The 20987-nt window shown below is 64.4% G+C and carries 21 protein-coding genes; 6 read left to right on the top strand and 15 right to left on the bottom strand.

All coding sequences use genetic code 11. The features are described 5' to 3' along the window. Positions 1-112: 112 nt before the first annotated feature. Positions 113-1342 (bottom strand): 5-aminolevulinate synthase, encoded by a 1230-nt coding sequence (hemA, locus tag A5906_RS00805; protein ID WP_080133408.1) that lies wholly within the window; start codon positions 1340-1342, stop codon positions 113-115. 340 nt (positions 1343-1682) lie between these two features. Here hemA and aroQ point away from each other — a divergent pair, with 340 nt between their 5' ends. After that, complete coding sequence (aroQ, locus tag A5906_RS00800) at positions 1683-2114, top strand: type II 3-dehydroquinate dehydratase (protein WP_080133407.1); 432 nt, start codon at positions 1683-1685, stop codon at positions 2112-2114. Between the two features lie 44 nt (positions 2115-2158). On the opposite strand, the gene A5906_RS00795 is transcribed toward aroQ, so the two are convergent. The 4 genes from A5906_RS00795 to A5906_RS00780 form a co-directional block, all read right to left on the bottom strand. After that, on the bottom strand, positions 2159-3220 hold the full coding sequence (locus A5906_RS00795) for an MBL fold metallo-hydrolase (protein ID WP_080133406.1): 1062 nt from the start codon (positions 3218-3220) through the stop codon (positions 2159-2161). Positions 3221-3416: 196 nt separating this feature from the next. Further along, positions 3417-5570, bottom strand: coding sequence for a methyl-accepting chemotaxis protein (locus A5906_RS00790; protein ID WP_080133405.1), 2154 nt, complete (start codon positions 5568-5570; stop codon positions 3417-3419). 163 nt (positions 5571-5733) lie between these two features. Next, a complete protein-coding gene (locus A5906_RS00785; RefSeq protein ID WP_080133988.1) occupies positions 5734-6459 on the bottom strand; it encodes an outer membrane protein in 726 nt (241 codons plus the stop codon). Between the two features lie 226 nt (positions 6460-6685). After that, positions 6686-7006, bottom strand: a complete 321-nt coding sequence (locus A5906_RS00780; RefSeq protein WP_080133404.1) for a helix-turn-helix domain-containing protein — start codon at positions 7004-7006, stop codon at positions 6686-6688. Positions 7007-7187: 181 nt separating this feature from the next. Between A5906_RS00780 and A5906_RS00775 the strand changes: the two genes are divergently transcribed. Continuing rightward, complete coding sequence (locus A5906_RS00775) at positions 7188-7475, top strand: hypothetical protein (RefSeq protein WP_080133403.1); 288 nt, start codon at positions 7188-7190, stop codon at positions 7473-7475. Positions 7476-7490: 15 nt separating this feature from the next. Here the strand turns inward: A5906_RS00775 and A5906_RS00770 are convergent, their stop codons facing one another. From A5906_RS00770 to A5906_RS00745, 7 genes are all read right to left on the bottom strand, one after another. Then, positions 7491-8426: an AEC family transporter gene (locus A5906_RS00770; RefSeq protein WP_080133402.1), complete on the bottom strand. Its 936-nt coding sequence runs from the start codon at positions 8424-8426 to the stop codon at positions 7491-7493. 94 nt (positions 8427-8520) lie between these two features. Continuing rightward, positions 8521-8730, bottom strand: a complete 210-nt coding sequence (locus A5906_RS00765; protein ID WP_080133401.1) for a hypothetical protein — start codon at positions 8728-8730, stop codon at positions 8521-8523. Further along, positions 8727-8903, bottom strand: coding sequence for a hypothetical protein (locus A5906_RS42820; RefSeq protein ID WP_167523455.1), 177 nt, complete (start codon positions 8901-8903; stop codon positions 8727-8729). The genes A5906_RS00765 and A5906_RS42820 overlap by 4 nt, the downstream gene beginning before the upstream one ends. A 367-nt stretch (positions 8904-9270) precedes the next feature. Further along, positions 9271-10890: an ABC transporter ATP-binding protein gene (locus tag A5906_RS00760; RefSeq protein WP_080133987.1), complete on the bottom strand. Its 1620-nt coding sequence runs from the start codon at positions 10888-10890 to the stop codon at positions 9271-9273. A gap of 2 nt (positions 10891-10892) precedes the next feature. Continuing rightward, complete coding sequence (locus A5906_RS00755; RefSeq protein ID WP_080133400.1) at positions 10893-11732, bottom strand: ABC transporter permease; 840 nt, start codon at positions 11730-11732, stop codon at positions 10893-10895. Next, positions 11729-12700 carry an ABC transporter permease gene (locus tag A5906_RS00750; protein ID WP_080133399.1) on the bottom strand — a complete coding sequence of 324 codons (972 nt, stop codon included), beginning with the start codon at positions 12698-12700 and terminating at the stop codon, positions 11729-11731. Before A5906_RS00750 ends, A5906_RS00755 begins: the two co-directional genes overlap by 4 nt. Before the next feature lie 206 nt (positions 12701-12906). Then, complete coding sequence (locus A5906_RS00745; protein WP_080133398.1) at positions 12907-14457, bottom strand: ABC transporter substrate-binding protein; 1551 nt, start codon at positions 14455-14457, stop codon at positions 12907-12909. A gap of 273 nt (positions 14458-14730) precedes the next feature. On the opposite strand from A5906_RS00745, the gene A5906_RS00740 reads away from it, so the two are divergent. Further along, entirely contained in the window at positions 14731-14943 is a 213-nt protein-coding gene (locus A5906_RS00740) for a hypothetical protein (protein WP_245326541.1), read from the top strand. Positions 14944-15097: 154 nt separating this feature from the next. Here the strand turns inward: A5906_RS00740 and A5906_RS00735 are convergent, their stop codons facing one another. Next, the gene (locus A5906_RS00735; protein WP_080133397.1) at positions 15098-15409 is read right to left on the bottom strand and encodes a hypothetical protein; all 312 of its coding nucleotides are present in this window, start codon (positions 15407-15409) and stop codon (positions 15098-15100) included. 184 nt (positions 15410-15593) lie between these two features. Here A5906_RS00735 and irr point away from each other — a divergent pair, with 184 nt between their 5' ends. Beyond that, the gene (gene irr / locus A5906_RS00730) at positions 15594-16073 is read left to right on the top strand and encodes a Fur family transcriptional regulator Irr (protein WP_080133986.1); all 480 of its coding nucleotides are present in this window, start codon (positions 15594-15596) and stop codon (positions 16071-16073) included. A 49-nt stretch (positions 16074-16122) separates the two neighbouring features. Here the strand turns inward: irr and A5906_RS00725 are convergent, their stop codons facing one another. Beyond that, complete coding sequence (locus tag A5906_RS00725) at positions 16123-17673, bottom strand: winged helix-turn-helix domain-containing protein (RefSeq protein ID WP_080133396.1); 1551 nt, start codon at positions 17671-17673, stop codon at positions 16123-16125. A gap of 133 nt (positions 17674-17806) precedes the next feature. Between A5906_RS00725 and mddA the strand changes: the two genes are divergently transcribed. Both mddA and A5906_RS00715 read left to right on the top strand, forming a co-directional pair. Continuing rightward, positions 17807-18595 carry a methanethiol S-methyltransferase gene (mddA, locus tag A5906_RS00720; protein ID WP_080133395.1) on the top strand — a complete coding sequence of 263 codons (789 nt, stop codon included), beginning with the start codon at positions 17807-17809 and terminating at the stop codon, positions 18593-18595. An 87-nt stretch (positions 18596-18682) separates the two neighbouring features. Further along, positions 18683-19105: a GFA family protein gene (locus A5906_RS00715; protein ID WP_080133394.1), complete on the top strand. Its 423-nt coding sequence runs from the start codon at positions 18683-18685 to the stop codon at positions 19103-19105. Positions 19106-19288: 183 nt separating this feature from the next. On the opposite strand, the gene A5906_RS00710 is transcribed toward A5906_RS00715, so the two are convergent. Continuing rightward, a complete protein-coding gene (locus A5906_RS00710; RefSeq protein ID WP_080133393.1) occupies positions 19289-20848 on the bottom strand; it encodes a winged helix-turn-helix domain-containing tetratricopeptide repeat protein in 1560 nt (519 codons plus the stop codon). Positions 20849-20987: the final 139 nt, after the last annotated feature.

Below are 20987 nucleotides of genomic sequence, written 5' to 3'. Positions count from 1 at the left end.
TAGCGCGTTGCAGGGACGCAAGCGACAGCGAAATGCCGTGCGGGGCTGGGAACTGGGGTTGTCGTTAAGGTGGTAATCCCGACGTCGTCCCGGATTTCGCCAGGACGACGGATCACTCCGCCGCCAGAGATTTCTGCTTGAGCGGCAGGCCCAGGCGGTCCCACACCTGCAGCAGGGCCTCGGCGAGCTGATCGATCAGGCCGTCATCGTGATAGGGCGAGGGGGTGATGCGCAGGCGCTCGGTGCCCTTGGGCACGGTCGGGTAGTTGATCGGCTGGATGTAGATGCCGTGCTCTTCGAGCAGGAGGTCGGAGGCCTGCTTGCACTTCTCGGGATCGCCGACGAACAGCGGCACGATGTGGGTGTCGGTCGACATCACCGGCAGGCCGGCGGCGCTGAGGATGGCCTTGACGCGGGCAGCGCGGTCCTGGTGGCGCTCGCGCTCCCAGTTCGAGGTCTTCAGATGCTTGATCGCGGCCGTCGCGGCCGAGCAGATCGCCGGCGGCAGCGCGGTGGTGAAGATGAAGCCCGGCGCGTAGGACCGCACGGCGTCGATGATCTGGCCGTTGGCGGCGATGTAGCCGCCGAGGCAACCGAAGGCCTTGGCGAGCGTACCTTCGAGGATGTCGATGCGATGCATGACGCCGTCACGCTCGGCGATGCCGCCGCCGCGCGGGCCGTACATGCCGACCGCGTGCACCTCGTCGACATAGGTCATCGCGCCGTACTTCTCGGCGAGATCGCAGATCTTGGCGAGCGGCGCGACGTCGCCGTCCATGGAATAGAGGCTCTCGCAGGCGATCAACTTCGGCCGGTTCGGGCCCGCAGCCTTCAACTGCGCTTCGAGATCGACGAGGTCGTTGTGGCGGAACACCACCCGCTCGCAGCCGGACTGGCGGATGCCCTCGATCATCGAATTGTGGTTGAGCTCGTCCGACAGGATCAGGCAGTTCGGGATCAGCTTGGCGATGGTCGCGATGCCGGTCTGGTTCGAGACATAGCCCGAAGTGAACAGCAGCGCGGCTTCCTTGCCGTGGAGGTCGGCGAGCTCGGCCTCGAGCTGCACCAGCGGATGATGCGTGCCGGCGATGTTGCGGGTGCCACCTGCGCCGGTACCGACGCGGGTGGCGGTTTCGACCATGGCGCCGACCACTTTCGGGTGCTGGCCCATGCCGAGATAGTCGTTGGAGCACCAGATCACGACGTCGCGTTTGCCCTTGGGCGAGTGCCACACCGCGTGCGGGAACCGGCCGGCGGTTCGCTCGAGATCAGCGAACACGCGGTAGCGCCGCTCAGAGTGGAGACGGTCGAGGGCGGAATTGAAGAACTGGCTGTAATCCATCGGCAAACCTAAGACGGAACTGACCAAAAGGGCCGCATCTTCTTAGAGCTTTTCCAGCTCCAATGTCTATGCGCTATCCCACATTTGGCCCTGGAGGGCATTTGGGCAAAATGCCCTATCGTGCGATTTGAAACTTGATCCCGATCAAGTTCGCGGGAGAGGTAATGTTGCTTTGCAGCATCGGCCGAGGTGCGGATCTGGCCAGCCCTGGCCTTCCTTCGTGGCCCGGTACGCGCTTTCCTTGATCGCGGCCGCCGACCTTAACCAATCCGATTTTCGCAAACGCATGCGTCATTTGTCCGGAGCGCATGCTCGAACAGGTCTTCGAAAGGACCCCGCAATGAAGCGCGTGATGATCCTCAACGGTCCCAACCTCAATATGCTCGGCATCCGTGAGCCGCACATCTACGGCACCACGACGCTCGCAGAGGTCAACGCGAGCTGCGAGGACGCCGCCACCAAGTTCGGCCTCGAGCTCGCCTTCCATCAATCCAACCATGAAGGCGTGCTCGTCGATCTGATCCAGTCGGCGCGGCAGGATGCCGACGCGATCATCATCAATCCGGCCGGCCTGTCCTTCACCTCGGTGTCGATCATGGATGCGATCAAAACGTTCGAGGGGCCGGTGCTGGAGGTGCACATCTCCAACATCCACGCCCGTGACGAATATCATCGCCACTCGAAGATCTCGTTCGTGGCAACGGGTGTCATCTGCGGGCTCGGGCCGTTCGGCTACATCGCGGCGCTGCACGCGATCGCGAATATGAAGTGAGATCTACTCCCTCTCCGCGCGAGCGGGGCGAGATCAAGCACCGCTCACGTCGTCCGGAACTGCAGCACGCCGTCCTTGGTCTCGGCCGTCAGCCGGCCCTCGACGATCATGTAGTTGACGTGGGCGACCAGCTCGCCGGCGGCAAAACCCATCTGGTGTTCGTCGAGCACGTGCTTGTTGAACACGACGGGCACCAGTTCCCGCGAGGTCTTCGGTTGCTCGCGACAGGCGTCCGCGATCAGGCGGCAGCGCTCCTCGTGGTGGTCGGCAAGCTGCTTGATGCGGGTCTTGAGGCCGTAGAACGGCACGCCATGGCCGGGCAGCACCAAGAGGTCATAGGGCAAAGTGGTGGTGAGGCTCGCGAGTGAGGCAAGATATTCGCCGAGCGAATTCTGGTCGGGCTCGACCGCCCACACGCTGACGTTCGGCGAGATCTTGCTCAGCACCTGGTCGGCGGAGAGGAACAGCTTGTCGTCGGCACAATACAGCATCACCTGGTCGAGCGCGTGTCCGCCGCCGGTGATCACCTTGAAACGGCGCGCACCGATCACGACCTCGTCGCCGTGTGAGATGCGGCGGTAGGATGGCGGCAGGACCGAGACACGTTTGAGATAGTCCTGGCCGCGGCCGAGCAGCTTTTCGGTCAACGACTCGTCCATGCCGTGGCGGCGGAAGAACAGCCGTTGTGCCTCCTTCCGTTCCTCGGTGCCGCGGTTCTGGTGATAGACCGATTGCAGATATTCGACCTGCGACATCACCAGCGGGCAGTTGAACCGTTCGACGATCCACCCCGCGAGCCCGACATGATCGGGGTGCGAATGGGTGACGATCAGGCGCGTGATGTCGATGCCCTTCAGCGGGCCGTCGAACAGCTTCGTCCAGGCTTCGATCGTCTCCTCGTTGCCGAAGCCGGCATCGACCATCGCATAGCCGTCGCCATCAGCGAGCAGATAGATGTTCACGTGGTTGAGGCGGAACGGCAATTTCAGCCGTGCCCACAACACGCCGGGCCTGATCTCCACGACCTCTTCGGGGCCGGGATGCTGTTCCCAGGGATAGCGCAGGGCCTCGGCCGAGGGCTGCACGGTGTCGGTTTTCGAATGCATGCACTATCGGTACCCGCACATGGGGCTGGACGCCAGCCGAAAAAGGCCAGGCCGTGGTCTCCGCATGGCGGTCATACCGGCAGTTTTTCCGTCGCCCGGATGGAGCGCAGCGCAATCCGGGACTTTCTCTCGTGGTGGGACCATCCCCGGATTACGCTGCGCTCCATCCGGGCTACGGGGCCGCGGGCCGGCATCCTTAGGCCGCCCGCATGTTGTTGAGGAACGCGTCGATCTCTCCGCGCAGCATGTCGGCCTCGCGGCGGAGCGCGTCGGAGGCGCCCAGTACCTCGTTGGCCGCCGCACCGGCTTCGGCGGAGGCGGTAGAGACGCCGACAATGTTGCTGGAGACCTCGCTGGTGCCGCCGGCCGCATGCTGGATGTTGCGGGCGATCTCGCGGGTGGCCGCGCCCTGTTCCTCGACGGCGGCGGCGATCGTCGTCGTCACGTCGTTGATCTCGCCGATGATCCGGCCGATGCCCTGGATGGCGCCGACCGCCGAGGTCGTGACCTGTTGCATGCTGGCGATCTGGGTGCGGATCTCTTCGGTTGCTTTCGCGGTCTGACTCGCGAGGCTTTTCACCTCGGAGGCGACCACCGCGAAACCGCGGCCTGCCTCGCCCGCGCGGGCCGCCTCGATGGTGGCGTTGAGCGCGAGCAGGTTGGTCTGCGAGGCGATGGTCTGGATCAGGTCGACGACGACGCTGATGCGGCTCGCGCTGTCGGCGAGGCTCTGCACCGTGGTATCGGTGGCGCCGGCCTCGTCGACCGCCTTCTTGGCGATCGCGGCCGAGGTCACCACCTGCTTGCTGATCTCCTCGATCGAGGACGACAGCTGCTCGGTGCCCGACGATACGGTCTGCACGTTGACCGAGGTCTCCTCCGCGGCGGAGGCGACCGCGTTCACCAGCGCGTTGGATTGATCGGCGGTGGTCGACATACTCTGCGCGGTCGACTGCATCGAATTGGCCGATTGCGCGAGATTGTCGAGCGCGGAGCGCACGGTGCCCTCGAACTCGGCGATCCGGGCCTCCATGCGCGCGGCACGCTCGGCCTTGGCGGCGCGATCCTTGTCTTGCTCGCTGGCGAGTGAGCGAGCCTCGACCATGCTGTCGCGGAACACGGTCAGCGTGTCGGTCATCGCGCCAATCTCGTCATTGTGCTTCGAGCGCGCGATCTCGGTGTCGAGGTCGCCGGCAGAAAGCTGCTGCATGGCGCGCTGGAGACCGGTGATGCGGCGCAAGATGTTGCGGCCGACATAGAGCCAGACGAACAGGACCGAGCCGACCAGCATCAACGCGCCGAGCGCCAGCATGACCGAGGTCGCGAGCGAAATCTCCTGCCGTGCCTGGAAGGTCGAGGCGTTGGTCTCCTTCTGCACGCCGTCGACGAGCTGCTGCACGCTGATGCCGAGGCCGACATTGAGCTTGCGCGTCTCGTCCAGGATGGTCTGGCCGTAGTCGATGGAGTCGAGCTCCTTCTCACGCAGATTGAACACGCCGGTCTTGCCGGTGCCGAGTGCGAGCAGCTTTTCCGCCGTCGCGCGCAGCGTCTTGTTGCCCTCATTGTCCGCCAGCAGATCGAGGTTGGACCGCAGGCGTCCTTGTGCCGTCTTGAATTCCTTCTGGATGTCGTCGAGCTTGTCGCTCGTGCTCGCCGACAGCGCGGCGCTCATGTCGGCGGCAGCGAGATTGCCGCTGGCAACGACGTTGCCGAGCTGGCCGACGGTCTGCGCGGCTTCGGTGGCATCTTCGGCCGACAGGTTTGCCGAGCCGAGAATGGCGTTGACCCGGGTCTGCGCCTCCAGCATCGCCGGACTGGCCGCGCCGACGAACGCGCCCTGGGCGCTGCGCAGCGCGTCGTATTGCTTGTCATGGAGGGCCGCGATGTCCAGCCGTTCGCGAGCGGCCTTGGCAAGGCTCTGGGCCGCCTCGTTAATGCTCTTCATCGTCTCGCTGAGTCCGGAGACGACGGACTTGTCGCCGCCGAGCTCGATGATCTCGTTGAGTTTCTGCTGCGTCTGCTCCTGCAACTCCCTGAGCTTCTTGGTGCGCTCGTTCAGGGCTTCTTCGCTCTGAGCCGCAAGCAGGGCGGGTCCCTGTGCCGCCAGGCTCGCGCTCAGGGCCGACAATTGCAGGCTGGCGGCGAGGCGCGGAATGTCCCGCCCGCTCAGTTCAATCATGCGTCCGCCCAGATTCTGCAGCGCCAGGCCGGCTCCGGCTGCGATCACGAGGCCCATGCCCGCGATCACTCCGAAGGCCGCAAACAGGCTGCCGCGCACGCCCCATTTCGGCATCTTGAAGCGAGGCTTGAATCGACCAAGCAAACGGCCAACGCCCAGACGGATCGCCATCGAAATTCCCCCACCCTCTTGCTTCTGTTTTGTGGCGGGCAGTATCGGCAGGGCCGGTTAAAAAATCGCAATTGGGGCAATTGCTTGCTTGGTTCCGCAGGGCGAAAAAGGAAGGGCCGGCGATCTCGCCGGCCCTTCGTCGCGATAAGACTTTGCTAACCGATCAGTAGCGCGCGACGGTCGGGCTTGCCCAGTTGAAGCGGTAGTTGAGGCCGGCCTTGACCGTGTGGTCGTCGGTGGTGAAGCTGCCGGTGCCCGCCAGCGGACCGCCGGTTAAGCTCGCGTCGCCGAAATTGTAGTACTGATACTCGGCCTTGGCCGACCAGTTCGGGGCGAACATGTATTCGACACCGGCACCCACGGTGTAGCCGTTGCGGTGATCGCCGGTGATGACGAAAGCCCTCGGCGCGCCGTTGACAGTCACCTTCTCGTTGTTGTCGGAATAGGCGTAGCCGCCCTTCACGTAGACGAGGCCCGGACCCCAGGTGTAGCCGACGCGGCCGGTGATCGAGCCGAGGCCACGCTGGTCGTTGGTGTAGGCGACGCCGCCCGGGAACACCGCGCCGACGCTGCCCGACAGCCAGGAATACTGGCCTTCGACGCCCACCACGAAGTTCGGGTTGAACTGCCAGTCCCCACCGACCTGCACACCGCCGAGGAAACGGCCGTTGCCGTTGTTGCCGGTGGAGAGGCCGTTGAAATTGTTGTCGCTGGAGAAGGCGCCACCGAGATGGCCGCCGATGTAGAAGCCGGTCCAGTTGTAGATCGGTGCGGCATAGGCCGGCGCGGGGGTCTTATAGTAGTTGCGGTTACCGAGATCGGCACCGAGCGCCGGCGCAGCAGCGCCCACCACCAGCAGCGCCACGGTCGCAAACAGAATCTTCTTCATCGTCTTGAACTCCAACACGTAAGGTCCCCGGCTGGCGCGCTCTCTCGCGCCGTCGTTGGGTTTGCAGATAGCTCGCTTTTGATGAAAATGCTGTCACAACCGTGGCACAGCCGCAGCCAACCTAACTTATTGGGCTGCAATTGATTTTCGTGCTTAATGCCGACTTAAGAAATGCTGAAGGAAGGCTTAATATTGCTTCTGTCCGCGGGCTTGCGCGCGGCCTTCGTTAACCGAGACGCCGCAGCACCTCGTCGCGCATTTGCGCGCGGAACGCTGCGCGTTTGGCGGGCCGATCCTCCTCGCGCACATCGTGGCGATCGAAGATGTCGAACTTCTCCAGGATCGGATAGCGCTCGCTCGCCATCGCGAGCACGCGCAGCACCTTGGTCGCCGAGGGCGACGGTCCGCTCACCTCCCAGCGCCGGATCGTGTCGGCCCCGCCCTTCTCCGGCAATCCGCAGAGCCTTGCCATATCGGCGGCCGTCAGCTTGCGCTCGATGACGTCGGAAAGATCGCTGCGAAGCTGCTTCAATTCAGGGCCGGTCATGTCACTCGCGTCCAGGAGATCGTTCAGGCAATGCACTAGCGCTGATTCGGGTCCATCCGAAGGCGGCGCCCTCGACTGCGGCACCTTCGCTTGCGCACGGAGTTATGAACGAGAGGTCTATGGAAATTGTGCGATGAATGATCAGATGATCGACGGGGCGCCCCAACGAGGAGGATCAGCCATGAGAAGCATGAAGCTGGCCGTTGCCGCACTCATTACTGCCGGACTGTTGGCTGCGCCCTTCGCGGCCGAAGCCAAGAAGGCCCGCTCGAGCAGGCATTATTACAACACATCTGTGGTGGGCCAGACCTATGGCGGTGCCGGCGCGCCAATTGCGCAGCCCGGGCCGGCTTACGGCTCATCCGGACAGACGGTCGGTACGGTCACGGCGCCGTCGATCGGAACTTATAATTGGCCGTCGGTCGGAGTGACCAACTCGGTTCCGACCTGGAGCAACACCACGAGATGAGCGCGTCCATGCGGGTCAGCGCGTGCCGGTCGCGAGACCGGAGAGAAGGTACAGCGCGACCAGCAACGTTCCGACCGACAGCATGGTCGTGACCGAGACCGTGGCCGCGACCAGCTTCTCCTCGACCTTGTGCTCGTGCGCCAGCACGTAGACGGTCTTCGCCGTCGGCACGGCCGCGCATATGACGGCAGCGACAGTGTAGAGGGGATTGAGACCTAGCAGTACGCACAGTCCGTAGACGATCAGCGGCATGATCACCAGCTTCACGGCCGCGAGCGCGAAGGATGCGGTGAGGTTGGATCGCAGGCCTTCCACCGACAGGCCGAGCCCGATGGCGAACAGTGCGCAGGGTGTGAGCGCGGCGGCGATCATGTTCAGATAGGCCGCGACCGGCGCCGGAAGCGGCAGTCCCGTGATTGCCCACACGAGCCCAATGAGGGTCGAGAGCACCATTGGGTTGAGCAGGATCTGCTTCGCCAGTGCGGCGGAAGACACCGTTCCAGGCGCGTCCTTTTCCAGCAGGATGACCGTGATCGGAAACATCACGGCGGCGACGAACACTGTCGCCACCGCCGCAGGCAGCACCGCGGGCTGGCCATAGATCGCGTGCAGGATCGGCAGCGCCACGAAGCCGGTATTGGTCATCGCCGCCGCCATGCCGTGGATCGTGCTGCTGGCAAGATCATGCTTTCCGCCGGCGCGCGCAGTCAGGAAGACCAGCGCGAAGCAGATCAGGGAGCCGCCGCCGAAGGCAAGCAGGAAGCGCCATTCCAGCAGATTGCGCGCCGGCTCCTGCGCGATCGTGACGACCAGCAGCGCCGGCATCGCCACATTGTAGGCGAAGTGCACCAGCGCATCGGCCAGCGTGCGGGAGAGATAGCCTGATACACCGGCGAGCCAGCCGGTGACGATGATCGCGAAGACGGGAAGAACGAGGCTCGCGACTTCCATCCGGCTTCCCCCTTGCTGCCAATGGCCGCAACGGGAGGTTACTTCTTTTCAGTCGATCACGCCAAGGCGCTGAGCCACCGAAACAGGCGTCGGCTTAGATCCCGCGGCCGGTCTGCTGACCGATCACGCAGCGCCAGGCCGCCAGGCGTTCGGCCGGATGCTGGTTCATCCATTCGGCGAGTTGCGGCGCGCCCATCAGGCAGGACTGCACCGAGACCTGCGCGAAGTCCGAGGTGGTGACGATCTGCTCGTGGCAATTGGACGGAGAGGCGAGGCTGCAGAGCACGGCAATGATCTTGATCACGACAGGTTACCCCCGTCGCGGCCGATGAACGCGCGGCCGATCGCGGCCTTGTCCTGCGCTTCGTTGGCCGGATCGGCCGGGGGGAAGATGCTGTCGTAGATGGCGCGTGCCTCCGCGATGAGGCGTGCGCGCTCCCGCTCGGACTTTGAGACAAATCGAATAACTTCGCCCATGTTGGCTCCGAATAGTGTGTCAGTCCGTTATGGGATGACGTCGATCATTCAATTCTAATCTAAGGTGCCGCCTTCGGCGTTGAAGCGGCGCAGTGGTCACCACCGATAAAAAGCGCGTGACCTCGCCGTGAAAGACCCAGCGAACCGGCATGTTTCACGCGCTGGGCTGCAGGTCCGCTCACCACGTCACGTTGATCGTGCGGCTTCAGTCCGCGAGCGAGCCAGTGCTGGTGCCAGCTTACCCCTTGCCGCCGCCGGCAAGGGCCGTCTCACGAGAGCAAATGCCGCTCGACCGAATATGTTTCCTCTCGTGCAGCGTGCAAGTTTTGGAACCATCACGAAGGTCGATGAACGACAACCAGCCGCCTTACGCTGCCGGCACGCGCTCCTTGCGTCCCGGTACGGCCGCCAGAAGCTCGCGCGTATAGGCATGCTCGGGCGCAGCGAAGAGCTGCGCGGTCGGCTTGAGCTCGACAATGGCGCCGCGCTGCATCACCGCGATGCGATCGCAGATCTGCGCGGCGACCCGCAGATCGTGGGTGATGAACAGCATCGACAGGCCAAGGCGCACCTTGAGATCTTCGAGAAGCTTCAACACTTGCGCCTGCACCGAAACGTCGAGCGCGGAGACGGCTTCGTCCGCGACGATGATCTCCGGCTCGAGCGCGAGTGCGCGGGCGATGCCGATGCGCTGGCGCTGGCCGCCGGAGAATTCGTGCGGATAGCGTTCGAGTGCGCCGGCATCCAGGCCCACCATCTTCAGGAGATCGCGGGCGCGGTCGAGCGCCACCTTCGGATCGGTGCCGGCGGCGATCGGGCCGTCGGCGATGATGTGGCCGATCTTGCGCCGCGGATTGAGCGAGGCGAATGGATCCTGGAAGATCATCTGGATGCGATGGCGCTCGCTGCGCAGGGCCTTGCCCGAGAGCTGCGTGAGGTCGGTCTCGCCGATCCGCACCGTGCCGCGGTCGGCCTCGATCAGCCGCATGACGAGGCGCGCCACGGACGACTTGCCCGAGCCGGATTCGCCGACGAGGCCGAGCGTCTCGCCCTTGAGGATGCTGAAGTTGACCGCGCGTGCCGCATCGACGCGGCGATCCTCGCGGAACCAGCCGCCTGACGTGACATAGGTCTTGTCAAGGCCGATCACCTCGACGGCCCTGGCTTGCTCGTCGAGAGGCTTGCGCGCCGGCGGATCCATCGACGGCACGGCCGCGAGCAGGGCCTTGGTGTAGTCGTGCTGCGGCTCATTGAAGACGGCGGAGGCCGGACCTTCCTCGACAACCTTGCCGTGGCGGAGCACCACGACCTGGTCGGCGATATCGGCGACCACGCCGAAATCATGGGTGATGAACATCACCGCCATGTTGCGGTTGCGCTGGAGATTGCGGATCAGCTTGAGGATCTGCGCCTGCGTGGTGACGTCGAGCGCGGTGGTCGGCTCGTCCGCGACCAGCACCGCCGGCTCGAGCGCGAGCGCCATCGCGATCATGGCGCGCTGGCGCTGGCCGCCGGAGAGCTGGTGCGGATAGGCGCGCACGATGCGCTCGGGGTCGGGCAGGCCGACCTCACGCGCCAGCGACAACGCCTTGGCGCGACGTTCCTTCGGCGTCAGCAGGCCGTGCGCCTCGAACATTTCCGCCATCTGGTCACCGATCCGCATCAACGGATTGAGCGCGGTCATCGGCTCCTGGAAGATCATCGCGAGGCGGCGGCCGCGCAGATCGCGCCAGCCGTCGTCGTCGAGCTTGAGCAGGTCGCGTCCCTCGAACTGGATCTCGCCCGAGGCGACCGACACCGTGTCCGGCAACAGTCCCATTAGCGCGTGCGCGCACATCGACTTGCCGGAGCCGGATTCGCCGACGACGCAGACGATCTTGCCGGGCCGCAGGTCCAGCGAGACGCCATCAACCGCGAAAGGACGCTCGGCGCCCTTCGGCAGCGCGATCCGCAGGTTCTTGATCGAGACTGCGGGAGGAGCGGTCATCATCAGCGTCCCTCCCGCGACAGGCGCGGATTGAGCGCGTCGTTGAGCCCTTCGCCGATCAGGTTCAGCCCGAGCACCGAGATCAGGATGGCGACGCCGGGGAATACGGTGATCCACCAGGCCTGGCGGATCACGGTGCGGCCGGCGCCGACCATGTAGCCCCAGGAGATCAGGTTGGGGTCGCCGAGGCCGAGGAACGCCAGCGAGGATTCCAGCAGGATGGCGGTCGCCACCATCAGCGAGGCCAGCACGATCACCGGCGACAGTGCGTTGGGCAGGATCTCGCGCAGGATGATCCAGCTGTTGCTCTGGCCGGTCACGACAGCGGCCTGGACATATTCGCGCGTACGGAGCGACAGCACCTCGCCGCGCACGAGGCGCGCGACCGGCGGCCAGCTCACCACCGCGATCGAGGCCACGATCGAATAGATCGAGGGCTGCAGGATCGCGACCAGCACGATGGCGAGCGCGAAGCTCGGGATGGTCTGGAAGAACTCGGTGAAACGCATCAGGGCGTCGTCGACCTTGCCGCCGAAATAGCCGGCCATGGCGCCGATGGGAACGCCGACGAGCAGCGCGACCAGGGTGGAGACGAGGCCGACCAGCAGCGACACGCGGGCGCCGAAGATCATGCCGGCGAAGACGTCGCGGCCGAGCGCATCGGTGCCGAGCGGGACGGCCCCGAGCGTGAAGGGCGGCAGGAACGGCCGCTGCACCATGCGCCAGGGCGAATTTGGGAACAGCATCGGCCCAAACACGGCGACCGAGATCGCGAAGAGGAGGATGATGAGCCCGATGACGCCGCTGGGGCTCTTCAGCATCGATTTCCAGAACTGTTTCATGAGGCGAATTCGATGCGTGGATCGACCAGGCGATAGACGAGGTCGGTGATGAGGTTGAAGATCAGGACCATGGCCGAGCAGATCACGAACACGCCGAGCAGCAGATTGTAGTCCCGCTGCAACAGCGCGTCGTACATCAGCCGCCCGATGCCGGGCCAGGCGAACACGGTCTCGGTGATGACGGCGCCGCCGATCAGCGTGCCGGAATGCACGCCGGCGAGCGTCACGACCGGCAGCAGCGCGTTGCGCAGCACGTGGCGGCGTTGGATCACAGCGTCGGAGAGGCCCTTGGCGCGCGCCGTCTTGACGAAGTCGAGGCGCTTCACCTCCAGCATCGAGGCGCGCGTCATGCGGGTGTAGGTCGCCATGAAGAACAGGCCGAGCGTCATCGCCGGCATGATCAGGTGCTTGGCGACGTCGACCGCGTGGGCAAGACCCGTCACGTTGGCGCCGACCGTCTCGTAGCCGAAGCTGGGCAGCCACTCGAACGTGACCGAGAACAGCAGGATGCCCATCAGTGCCACCCAGAAGATCGGCATCGCGTAGAAGATCAGCGCGAACACGGTGATGCCGGTGTCGAGAAAGGTTCCGGCAAAGCGCGCGGCGAAGGTGCCGAACAGGATGCCGAGCGTGAGCGAGATCGCGAAGGCGGTCAGCGTCAGCAGCAGCGTTGCGGGCAGCCGTTCGCCGATCAGCTTGGCGACCGGCGCCTGCTGGCGGAAGGAAAAGCCGAGGTCGAGGGTGGCGACCCCTTTGACGTAAATGAAGAGCTGCTCGGGCAGCGGCTTGTCGAGGCCGAATTTCTCGCGGAGCTGCTTGACGAAGATCTGATCGCTGGCGCCGGCCTCGCCCGCCATGACGATCGCGGGGTCACCGGGCGCGAGCCGGATCAGGAAGAAATTGAGGACGACGATCGCGAGCAGGACGATCACGCCCTTCACGACACGCTGAGCGACGAAGGAGAGCATCTAGTGAGTCATATTGGTGATGTGACCTGGAGCCACGAAGACGGAGTGACTCCCTCGCCCCGCTTGCGGGGAGAGGGTTGGGGTGAGGGGGACTCTCCGCGAGCGTATCAGCAGTTGGAATCGCGGAGACTCCCCCTCACCCGAATGTGCGCTATGCGCACATTCGACCTCTCCCCGCAGGCCGGGAGAGCTGAAGAAGGAAGGGCTCACTTGTCGAGCCATGCGTCCTTGAAGCCGTCATTGACCCCGATCCCCGTGGTGATCAGGTTCTTGACCTTGCAGCGCGTGATGGTCGGGAATTGCAGCTCCAGCATCCAGGCCACCGGCACGTCCTCGACCAGGATCTTCTGCGCCTTGTCGTAGATCTCCTTGCGCTTGGAATCCGGGGTCGCGGTCGCGCCGTCGGCGAACAGCTTGTCGATCTCCGGATTGGAGTAGCCCTCGACGTTGTTGAAGACCTGTCCCTTGGCGATGTTGCTGGAGATATAGTTGCGGCCGACGCCGAGCGCGGGATCGCCATACTGGTAGAGATAGGTGAAGGCGATGTCGTAGTCCCAGTCGGCGATTTTCTGGTTGCCGCCAGCAACGTCGGTGGCGATCGTTTCGATGGTCATGCCGACGTCCTGCAGGTTCTGCTTCACCGCTTCGCCCCAGCGCTGCCAGGTCTCGCCATAGGCGAGCGGCAGCAGGCGGATCTTCTCGCCCTTGTAGCCGGCTTCCTTCAGCAAGGCCTTGGCCTTGGCCGGATCGTACGGATATTTCTTCACGTCGTCGGTGTAGTATTTGATGGCCGAGGACGAAGGGCCGGTCGCCACCTTGCCGAGCCCGTTCCAGATCACGTCCTTGGCGAAATCGCGGTCGATCGCGTACATGATCGCCTGCCGCACCCGCTTATCTGCGAGCGGACCCTGGCGGTTGTTCAGCCACAGCCAGGCGAGCGGCGAGAAGAACTCCCAGCCGGCGCCGGTGACGCAGGTGTCCTTCAGCTTGGACAGCCGCGGCACGTCGAAATTCTCGACCGAGCCGCCGGGCAGCACGTCGACCTTGCCGGTCTCATACGCCACCGAGCGCGCGGCCGCGTCGGGGATGATCTGCCAGTAGATCTCGTCGAGATAGGGCTTGCCCTTTTCGTGGTAGTTTGGGTTCTTGACCAGGCGGATGAACGAGCCCTTCTGCCACTCCTTGAACATGAACGGGCCGGTGCCGACAGGGGCGTTGTTGTAGGGGTTGGTCTTCCAGTCGGTGCCTTCATAGAGATGCTTCGGCACCATCGGCATCGAGCCGACCTCGAAGATGCCGAGAAACGGGCCGAACGGCTGTTTCAGCGTGAACACCACCGTATAGTCGTCCGGCGTCTCGATCTTGTCGACCTGCGCCAGGTTGGTGCGGGCACGCGCATGCGTCTGCTTCAGCATCTCCATCGAGAATAGGACGTCGGCGGCGGTGAAGGGCTTGCCGTCATGCCAGGTCACGCCCTTCTTGAGCTTGAAGGTGTAGGTCTTGGCGTCCTCGCTGACGCTCCAGCTTTCGGCAAGCTCCGGCAGCGGCTCGAGCTTCGGGCTGTAGCGCAGCAGGCCCTCGAAGATGTTGCCCGAGACCATCTGGACCGGGCCGTTCTGGACCTGCGCCAGCATGAGGCCGGGCGGCTCGGGCTGGATCACGGCATTGATCACGCCCCCCGTTTTCGGCTCTTGCGCCAGCGCCGGGGCCGTGAGGCCGCAAGCGAGGAGGAGACCAAGCAACACTCGTTTTGGCATATCTTATCTTTCTCAAGCGCGGCCAGCCGTGAACGCTTCGCGACGTTCTCGCGCGCAAAGCGACGGCCGGCCCATCCCAGTCCCCATCCACCATCGAGGCTCACATAGTCTCATTCGGCGCCGCAAGATGAAAGTCTCGACAGGGTTCGCACAAAAAATGTACAGCGCGTCCTGTTTTCACTTGATCCATGGCGTGTCACGAAGACAAGTCCCCATGGGCAATGCCACGCGCTCCCGGCAGATGGGCATTTCGGGGAGTTCTCGACCCGCGACATGGCGAAGGTGATCGCGACCTCGGCCAATCCCAATCTGGCGACGCAGCTCGCGACCATCAGGGAAGCTGCGACCTCGCCGAATTGCGCCGCCCTGGCCCTGGTTGCGGCCATAATCGAGAATCCCCGCCGGATGGCGCTGCCCAAAACCGCGCCTGCGGCCAAATGTGTCAGGCGCTTCTTTGCGAACAATGCCTCGGGCCGGCAATGGTGAGCGCCGCAGCCGCGTCGGGTCCCAGACCCCGCAGCAGACTCTCGACGTGCTGCCCGGCCAGCTCGTCGGCCTGACTGGCGATCTCAACGGCCCGCGCGCCGAAAAGGAGTGGGCGGCGGTGCCGGCACCGATGCAGGCGAAAGCGAAGTAGCCTTCAGGGCGTCCGCAGCGCCCGCCGCAATTCGTCGAGCGCGTCTGCGAGCTGTTCGCGGTGCGCGATGTCGTCCTTGGGCATGGCGGCCACGGTGCCGGCGAGCTCCCGCAGGATGCCGGCGAGCAGACCGAAATTGATGTGCAGATGGACCGATTTGCGTTCGTCAGCCGCGCCCGGATGCTGCAGCACGAGCGCAACGCCGCTGCCGTCGAGCCGCGCCTCGAAACGGGAAGAATGCTCGAAGGTGCCGACATAGAACTTGTCGGGATATTCGAGCGCGACCTCTGCCTTGTCGGGAACCGGCCTGGACATGTGAGCCTCATCGATGCCGAACCATTCTCGCCGGGACTAAACCGGACCGCCTTGCGATAAGTCAGAGGACGGGTCGTCGCCAAATTTGATCCGGATCAAAGTCAAGCAGCCGCTTCTGCGATCCAATCGCAACTGGCGGGATGTCGTGTTGCGCGTCCTGGTTCTTGCAGACGTGAGACGATCGATGGACATGCACGCCACGAAAATCCCAGCGGGCGACGACAGCGGATCTGACATCGTCGGACCGGAGGTCGATGAGGGCATGCAGCACTGTCTGCAATTGCTTGTCGATGCCGGCCTGCGGCCGACCCGTCAGCGCCTGGCACTCGGCCAGCTGCTGTTTCTGCGCAGTCACCGTCACGTCACCGCAGAGAGCCTTTATGAAGAGGCGATGGCCGCGAACGCCCATCTGTCGCTCGCGACCGTCTACAACACCCTGAACCAGTTCACGGAAGCCGGCCTGTTGCGCCGGATCGCCGCCGACGGCATCAAGTCATTCTTCGATACCGACACGTCCGTGCATCCGCACTTCTATCTCGAAGGCGAGGATGTGCTGGTCGACGTCGCCGACGGCCTGGCTTTGACCAAGATGCCGGAGGCCCTTCCCGGCCACGAGATCGCGCGGCTCGACGTCATCGTCCATCTGCGCCGGAAGAGCGTGTAGCGCCGTTTTGCTCTTACCCTCCGGGGGAGGGAAAGAGCAGCTTTTCGCCTCACCGCAATCCCGCCCGCCGGAATCCCTCCAGATAGTGCTCGCGATCGGCTTTGCTGGCCCACGGCAGCTGCGTCGCGATCCACTGCAGCGAGATGCCCGGCTGCGTGCGGCGGAGCTCGCCTAGAGCCATCTCCGCAAGCGCGCTGTCGCCGGTCATGCCGGCCGAAACGGCGAGAACGCGGTAAGCGCCGGTGAGGTCGCCGCGATGGCGGATCGCTTCGCGCGCGAGCGCGATGGCTTCGTCATATTGCCGCTCGGTGAAGCGCGCATACCCGGCGATACCGTGATAGATCGCCAGCGACGGATCGCGCGGTGAGAGCCGGATTGCGTTCTGCGCCGCCGCAAACGCCTCCTCAGACCGCCCGGCATAGGACAGCGCCAGCGCGTGATAGCCTTGCGCCAGCGAGAAGTTCGGGTTGAGCGCGAGGGCCTGCTCGAACTCGGATAATGCGTCCGCGAGCCTGCGTGTCGAGAAGTAGACGCTGCCGAGCGCGGCATGCGCCCAGGCATCCTCGTGGTCGCAGCGCACTGCTTTGAGCGCGGCGGCTTCTGCGGCCGGGGCAACCGCGGCGAGCTCAGCCCAGCCGAGATGCACGCCGAACATGTCGTTGACGGCCAGCACCGACAGGGCCTGCCCGTAGTTCGGATCGATTGCGATCGCGCGCCCGAGCAGCGACTTCGCGGCCTCATGGTCCTGGCGGGTCACGCGCCAGTAATGCGACAGCGCGCGCATCAAGAGGTCCCAGGCGTCCAGGCTCGCGGGCGGCTTGCGATGGCTGCGAAAATTCTCCGCCGCGTGGATCTGCGGCTCGATCGCCGCGGCGATCGCGTTGGTGATCTCGTCCTGCACGGTGAAGACGTCGACGAGCTCGCGGTCATAACGCTCGGCCCAGAGATGGCTGCCCGTGGTGGCGTCGTTGAGCTGCGCGGTGATGCGCACCCGGTTGTCCGCCTTGCGCACGCTGCCTTCGACGATGTAGCGGACGCCGAGCTCCTCGGCGATCTGCCTGATGTGGACCGCGCGACCCTTGTAGGTGAAGGACGAGTTGCGGGCGATTACCATGAACCAGCGCTGCTTGGACAACGCGGTGAGAATATCCTCGCTAATTCCGTCGCCGAAATAGTCCTGCGCGGGATCGCCGCTCATGTTCTCGAAGGCGAGCACCGCGATCGCCGGGCGGTCCGTCACGGTGCGTAGTCGCGCCGTGACGGGTTCAGCGGGCGCCGGCGCGGCTGCTACCTCTTCCCGGACGTCGCCGACGAAGCGAAAGCCCTTGCGCGGGATGGTCTTGATCAGCCTCTGGGTCGCGCCGTCATCGCCGAGCGCCTTGCGGGCCGCGTTGATCCGGCTGTTCAGGGCGGAATCCGAGACGGCGCGGTCACTCCAGATCTCGCTGATCAGGTCATCCTTGCTGACCACACGGGCGCGTTCGGCAACGAGGTAAAGCAGGAGATCGAACACCTGCGGCTGCAAAGGCACGGCCGTCCCGCCGCAGGTGAGCTCCCGCAGGTCGCCGTCCAGCACGTTGTTTTCAAAGCAGAATCGCACGTTTTTGTCGTCTCAAGCAAAAATCAAAGTCGTCTCAGGCGAAAATCAACCCTCTGCAAAAGTCAGGGGACGTTCGATCCGGCATGGTGCGAAGACCAAACAGTGCCGATGCCTCGGCACAACGGAGCGTTCTATGACCCAACTTGATCACCAGGTTCATTCCATCGGCCCGGAGGTTGCGGGCTCTCGCATTTTCAGGTTCATCGCCTTTCTGTACGGAATTGCGGCATATCTCGTCTTTTTCGTCACCGTTCTCTACGCCATCGGCTTCGTCATGGGGGTGATGGTGCCGAAGACCATCGACACCGGAGCCGAAGCGCCCGTCGCTCGCGCGGTCATCATCAATCTGCTGCTGATGTCGCTGTTCGCGGTTCAACACAGCGTGATGGCGCGCCGGCAATTCAAGGCGTGGTGGACGCAGTTCGTCCCCAAGCCGGTCGAGCGTTCGACCTACGTGCTGTTCGCGAGTCTGTCATTGCTCCTCCTGTTCTGGCAGTGGCGTCCGCTGCCTGCCGTCATATGGGAGGTCGAGAATCCCGATCTTGCCGTGATGCTGGTCACCTTGTCCTTCGTAGGCTGGGTGCTGGTGTTCACGTCGACCTTCATCATCAACCATTTCGAGTTGTTCGGCCTGTCTCAGGTGACCGATCATCTCGTCGGCAGGGAAGCCGTGCCGCAGCGCTTCAAGACGCCGCTGCTCTACAAATTCGTCCGTCATCCGATCTATCTCGGCTTCATCATCGCGTTCTGGGCGGCGCCGATCATGACTGCGGGCCATCTGCTGTTTGCGGCCGTGACCACGCTCTACATCTTCGTCGGCATCGCGCTGGAGGAGCGCGACCTCATCGATCTCTTCGGTGACGAGTACCGGCAGTACAAACAACGGGTATCGATGCTTATTCCCTGGCGCAGATCAGTATAATCTCCGCCTCGCGCCATGCGTCCACCGAAAGGAGGACGCATGGTGCGCCGACACGCGATATCGATCCTTCATCATGGAGACGACCAAATGAAACATGTCGGAAACTGCTTCTGCGGCGCTGTCACCGTCGAGGTCACAGGCGCGCCGGAGGCGATGGGCTATTGCCATTGCCGCTCCTGCCGGTCCTGGTCCGGCGGACCGGTGAACGCCTTCAGCCTGTGGAAGCCCGAAGCCGTGCGCATTACCGAGGGTGCCCAGCATGTCGAGACCTTCGCCAAGACGCCGCTCAGCCAGCGCAAATATTGCAGGAAGTGTGGCGGCCATCTCATGACCAATCACCCGCCGCTCGGCCTCATCGACGTCTTCACCGCGACCCTTCCCACGCTCGCCTTCACGCCCGGCGTCCACGTCAACTACGCCGAGACCGTGCTGCCGATGCGCGACGGCCTGCCCAAGCTGAAGGACTTCCCAGCCGAGTTCGGCGGCAGCGGCGAGATGATGCAGGAGTAGCTTCTTCTTCCCTTCTCCCCTTCTTGTGGAAGAAGGTGCCTTGCCGAAGTCAAGGCGGATGAGCGGTTCCGTCCGCTCGTCGGATTGCTCGTGAGGATGCACACCCCCCAACCCGGGTTCGATGCTTCGCATCGAATCCTCCCTCTCCCGCAAGGAGAGAGGGTGCACCGTCAGTGTGGCGACCTACCTCATCCCCGCGCGCCGCAGCCCTTCCAGGTAATGCTTGCGATCCTCTTCCCGTAGCATCGGCAATTCGCGCGTGATCCAGGCGAGCGAAATCCCAGGCTGGGTGCGGCGCAGGCCTTCCAGCGCGGCCGCCGCGAGCTCGGGATCTCCCGACATGCCGGCGGCGGCGGTCAGTACGCGATGGGCGCCGACGAAATCGGCGCGCTGCCGCATCGATTCTCGTGCCATCTGCATCGACTGTTCGTAGTTGCGGCCGATGAATTGGGCATAGGCGGCAACGCCGCAATAGATCGCTGCGAGCGGATCGCGCGGGCTCAGCCGCAGCGCGCGCCGCGCAGCGGCATCGCCGTCCTGCCATCGTCCCGCGTAGCACAGCGTCACGCCGTGGAAGGCGTGCGCCATCGCGCAGTTCGGATTGAGCCTCAAGGCCAGCTCGAACTCTGCCAGTGCATCGTCGAAGCGGCGGCGGAACAGATACGTATAGGCGAGGCCGAGATGGGCAAAGGCGTCCTCGCGATCAGCTTCCACCGCGGCGAGCGCGGCGCGTTCGGCGACCGGCACGGTCGCGGCCATGTCGGCCCAGCCCATATGCGCGCCGAAGATGTGGCTGGTCGCGAGCAGGCCCAGCGCCTTGCCATAGGCCGGTTCGATCGCAACCGCCTTCTCGAGCAGCCCTTGCGCCGTCGCATTGTCCTCGCGGGTGATGCGCCAGTAATGCGACAGCCCCCGCATCAGGAGGCCCCAGGCGTCGAGGCTGCCAGGGGGCTTCTGCTGGGCGCGAAAGCTTTCGGCGGCATAGAGCTGCGGCTCGATCGCGGCGACGATCGCCTCGGTGATCTCGTCCTGCACGGCGAAGATGTCGGCGAGCTCGCGGTCGTAGCGCTCGGCCCAGAGATGGCTCCCGGTCGAGACGTCGTTGAGCTGGGCCGAGACGCGCAGGCGGTCGCCGCTCCGTCGCACGCTGCCTTCGACCACGTAGCGCACGCCGAGCTCGCGCGCGACCTCGTGGATGTGCACGGCACGGCCCTTGTAGACGAACGAGGAATTGCGCGCGATGACGAAGAACCAGCGCAGCTTCGACAGCGCGGTGATGATGTCCTCACTGATGCCGTCCGAGAAATAATCCTGCTCGCGGTCGCCGCTCATGTTGGTGAAGGGCAGCACGGCGATCGCGGGGCGGTCGGGCAGCGCGAGCATAGCCTGCGGTGCCTGGACGAAACGGCCGATCTCCGGCGCGACCGCGCCGAGCTTGGTCTCCACGTCACCGACGAAGCGAAATCCCTTGCGCGCGATGGTACGGATCAGCGCCTGGTTCGCGCCATTGTCGCCGATCGCCTTGCGGGCCGCGTTGATCCGGCTGGTCAGGGTGGATTCGGAGACGCTGCGCCCGTGCCAGATCTTGTCGATCAGCTCGTCCTTGCTGACCACCCGGTCGCGGTTCTCCATGAGATGGACGACGAGGTCGAAAACCTGCGGTTCCACGGAAATGGGAACCTGCTCGCGGCTCAGCTCGCGCCGGTCGGTATCGAGAAGATGATCCCGGAATAGAAACTGCACGTCGAAAACTCGGACCTCACGGCGACATCAGGCAATGATGAAATCAAAAGGGATTTCGACTTGAAGTCTGTGAGTCCGCCGAATGGTCAGGCCGGTTCACCACGATCGCGTGATGGCAGCCATGCGGATTTCGAGGAGG

Origin of the sequence: Bradyrhizobium sacchari (assembly GCF_002068095.1) — a bacterium.
Lineage (GTDB): Bacteria > Pseudomonadota > Alphaproteobacteria > Rhizobiales > Xanthobacteraceae > Bradyrhizobium > Bradyrhizobium sacchari.
This window is presented reverse-complemented; position numbering and strand designations above follow the sequence as displayed.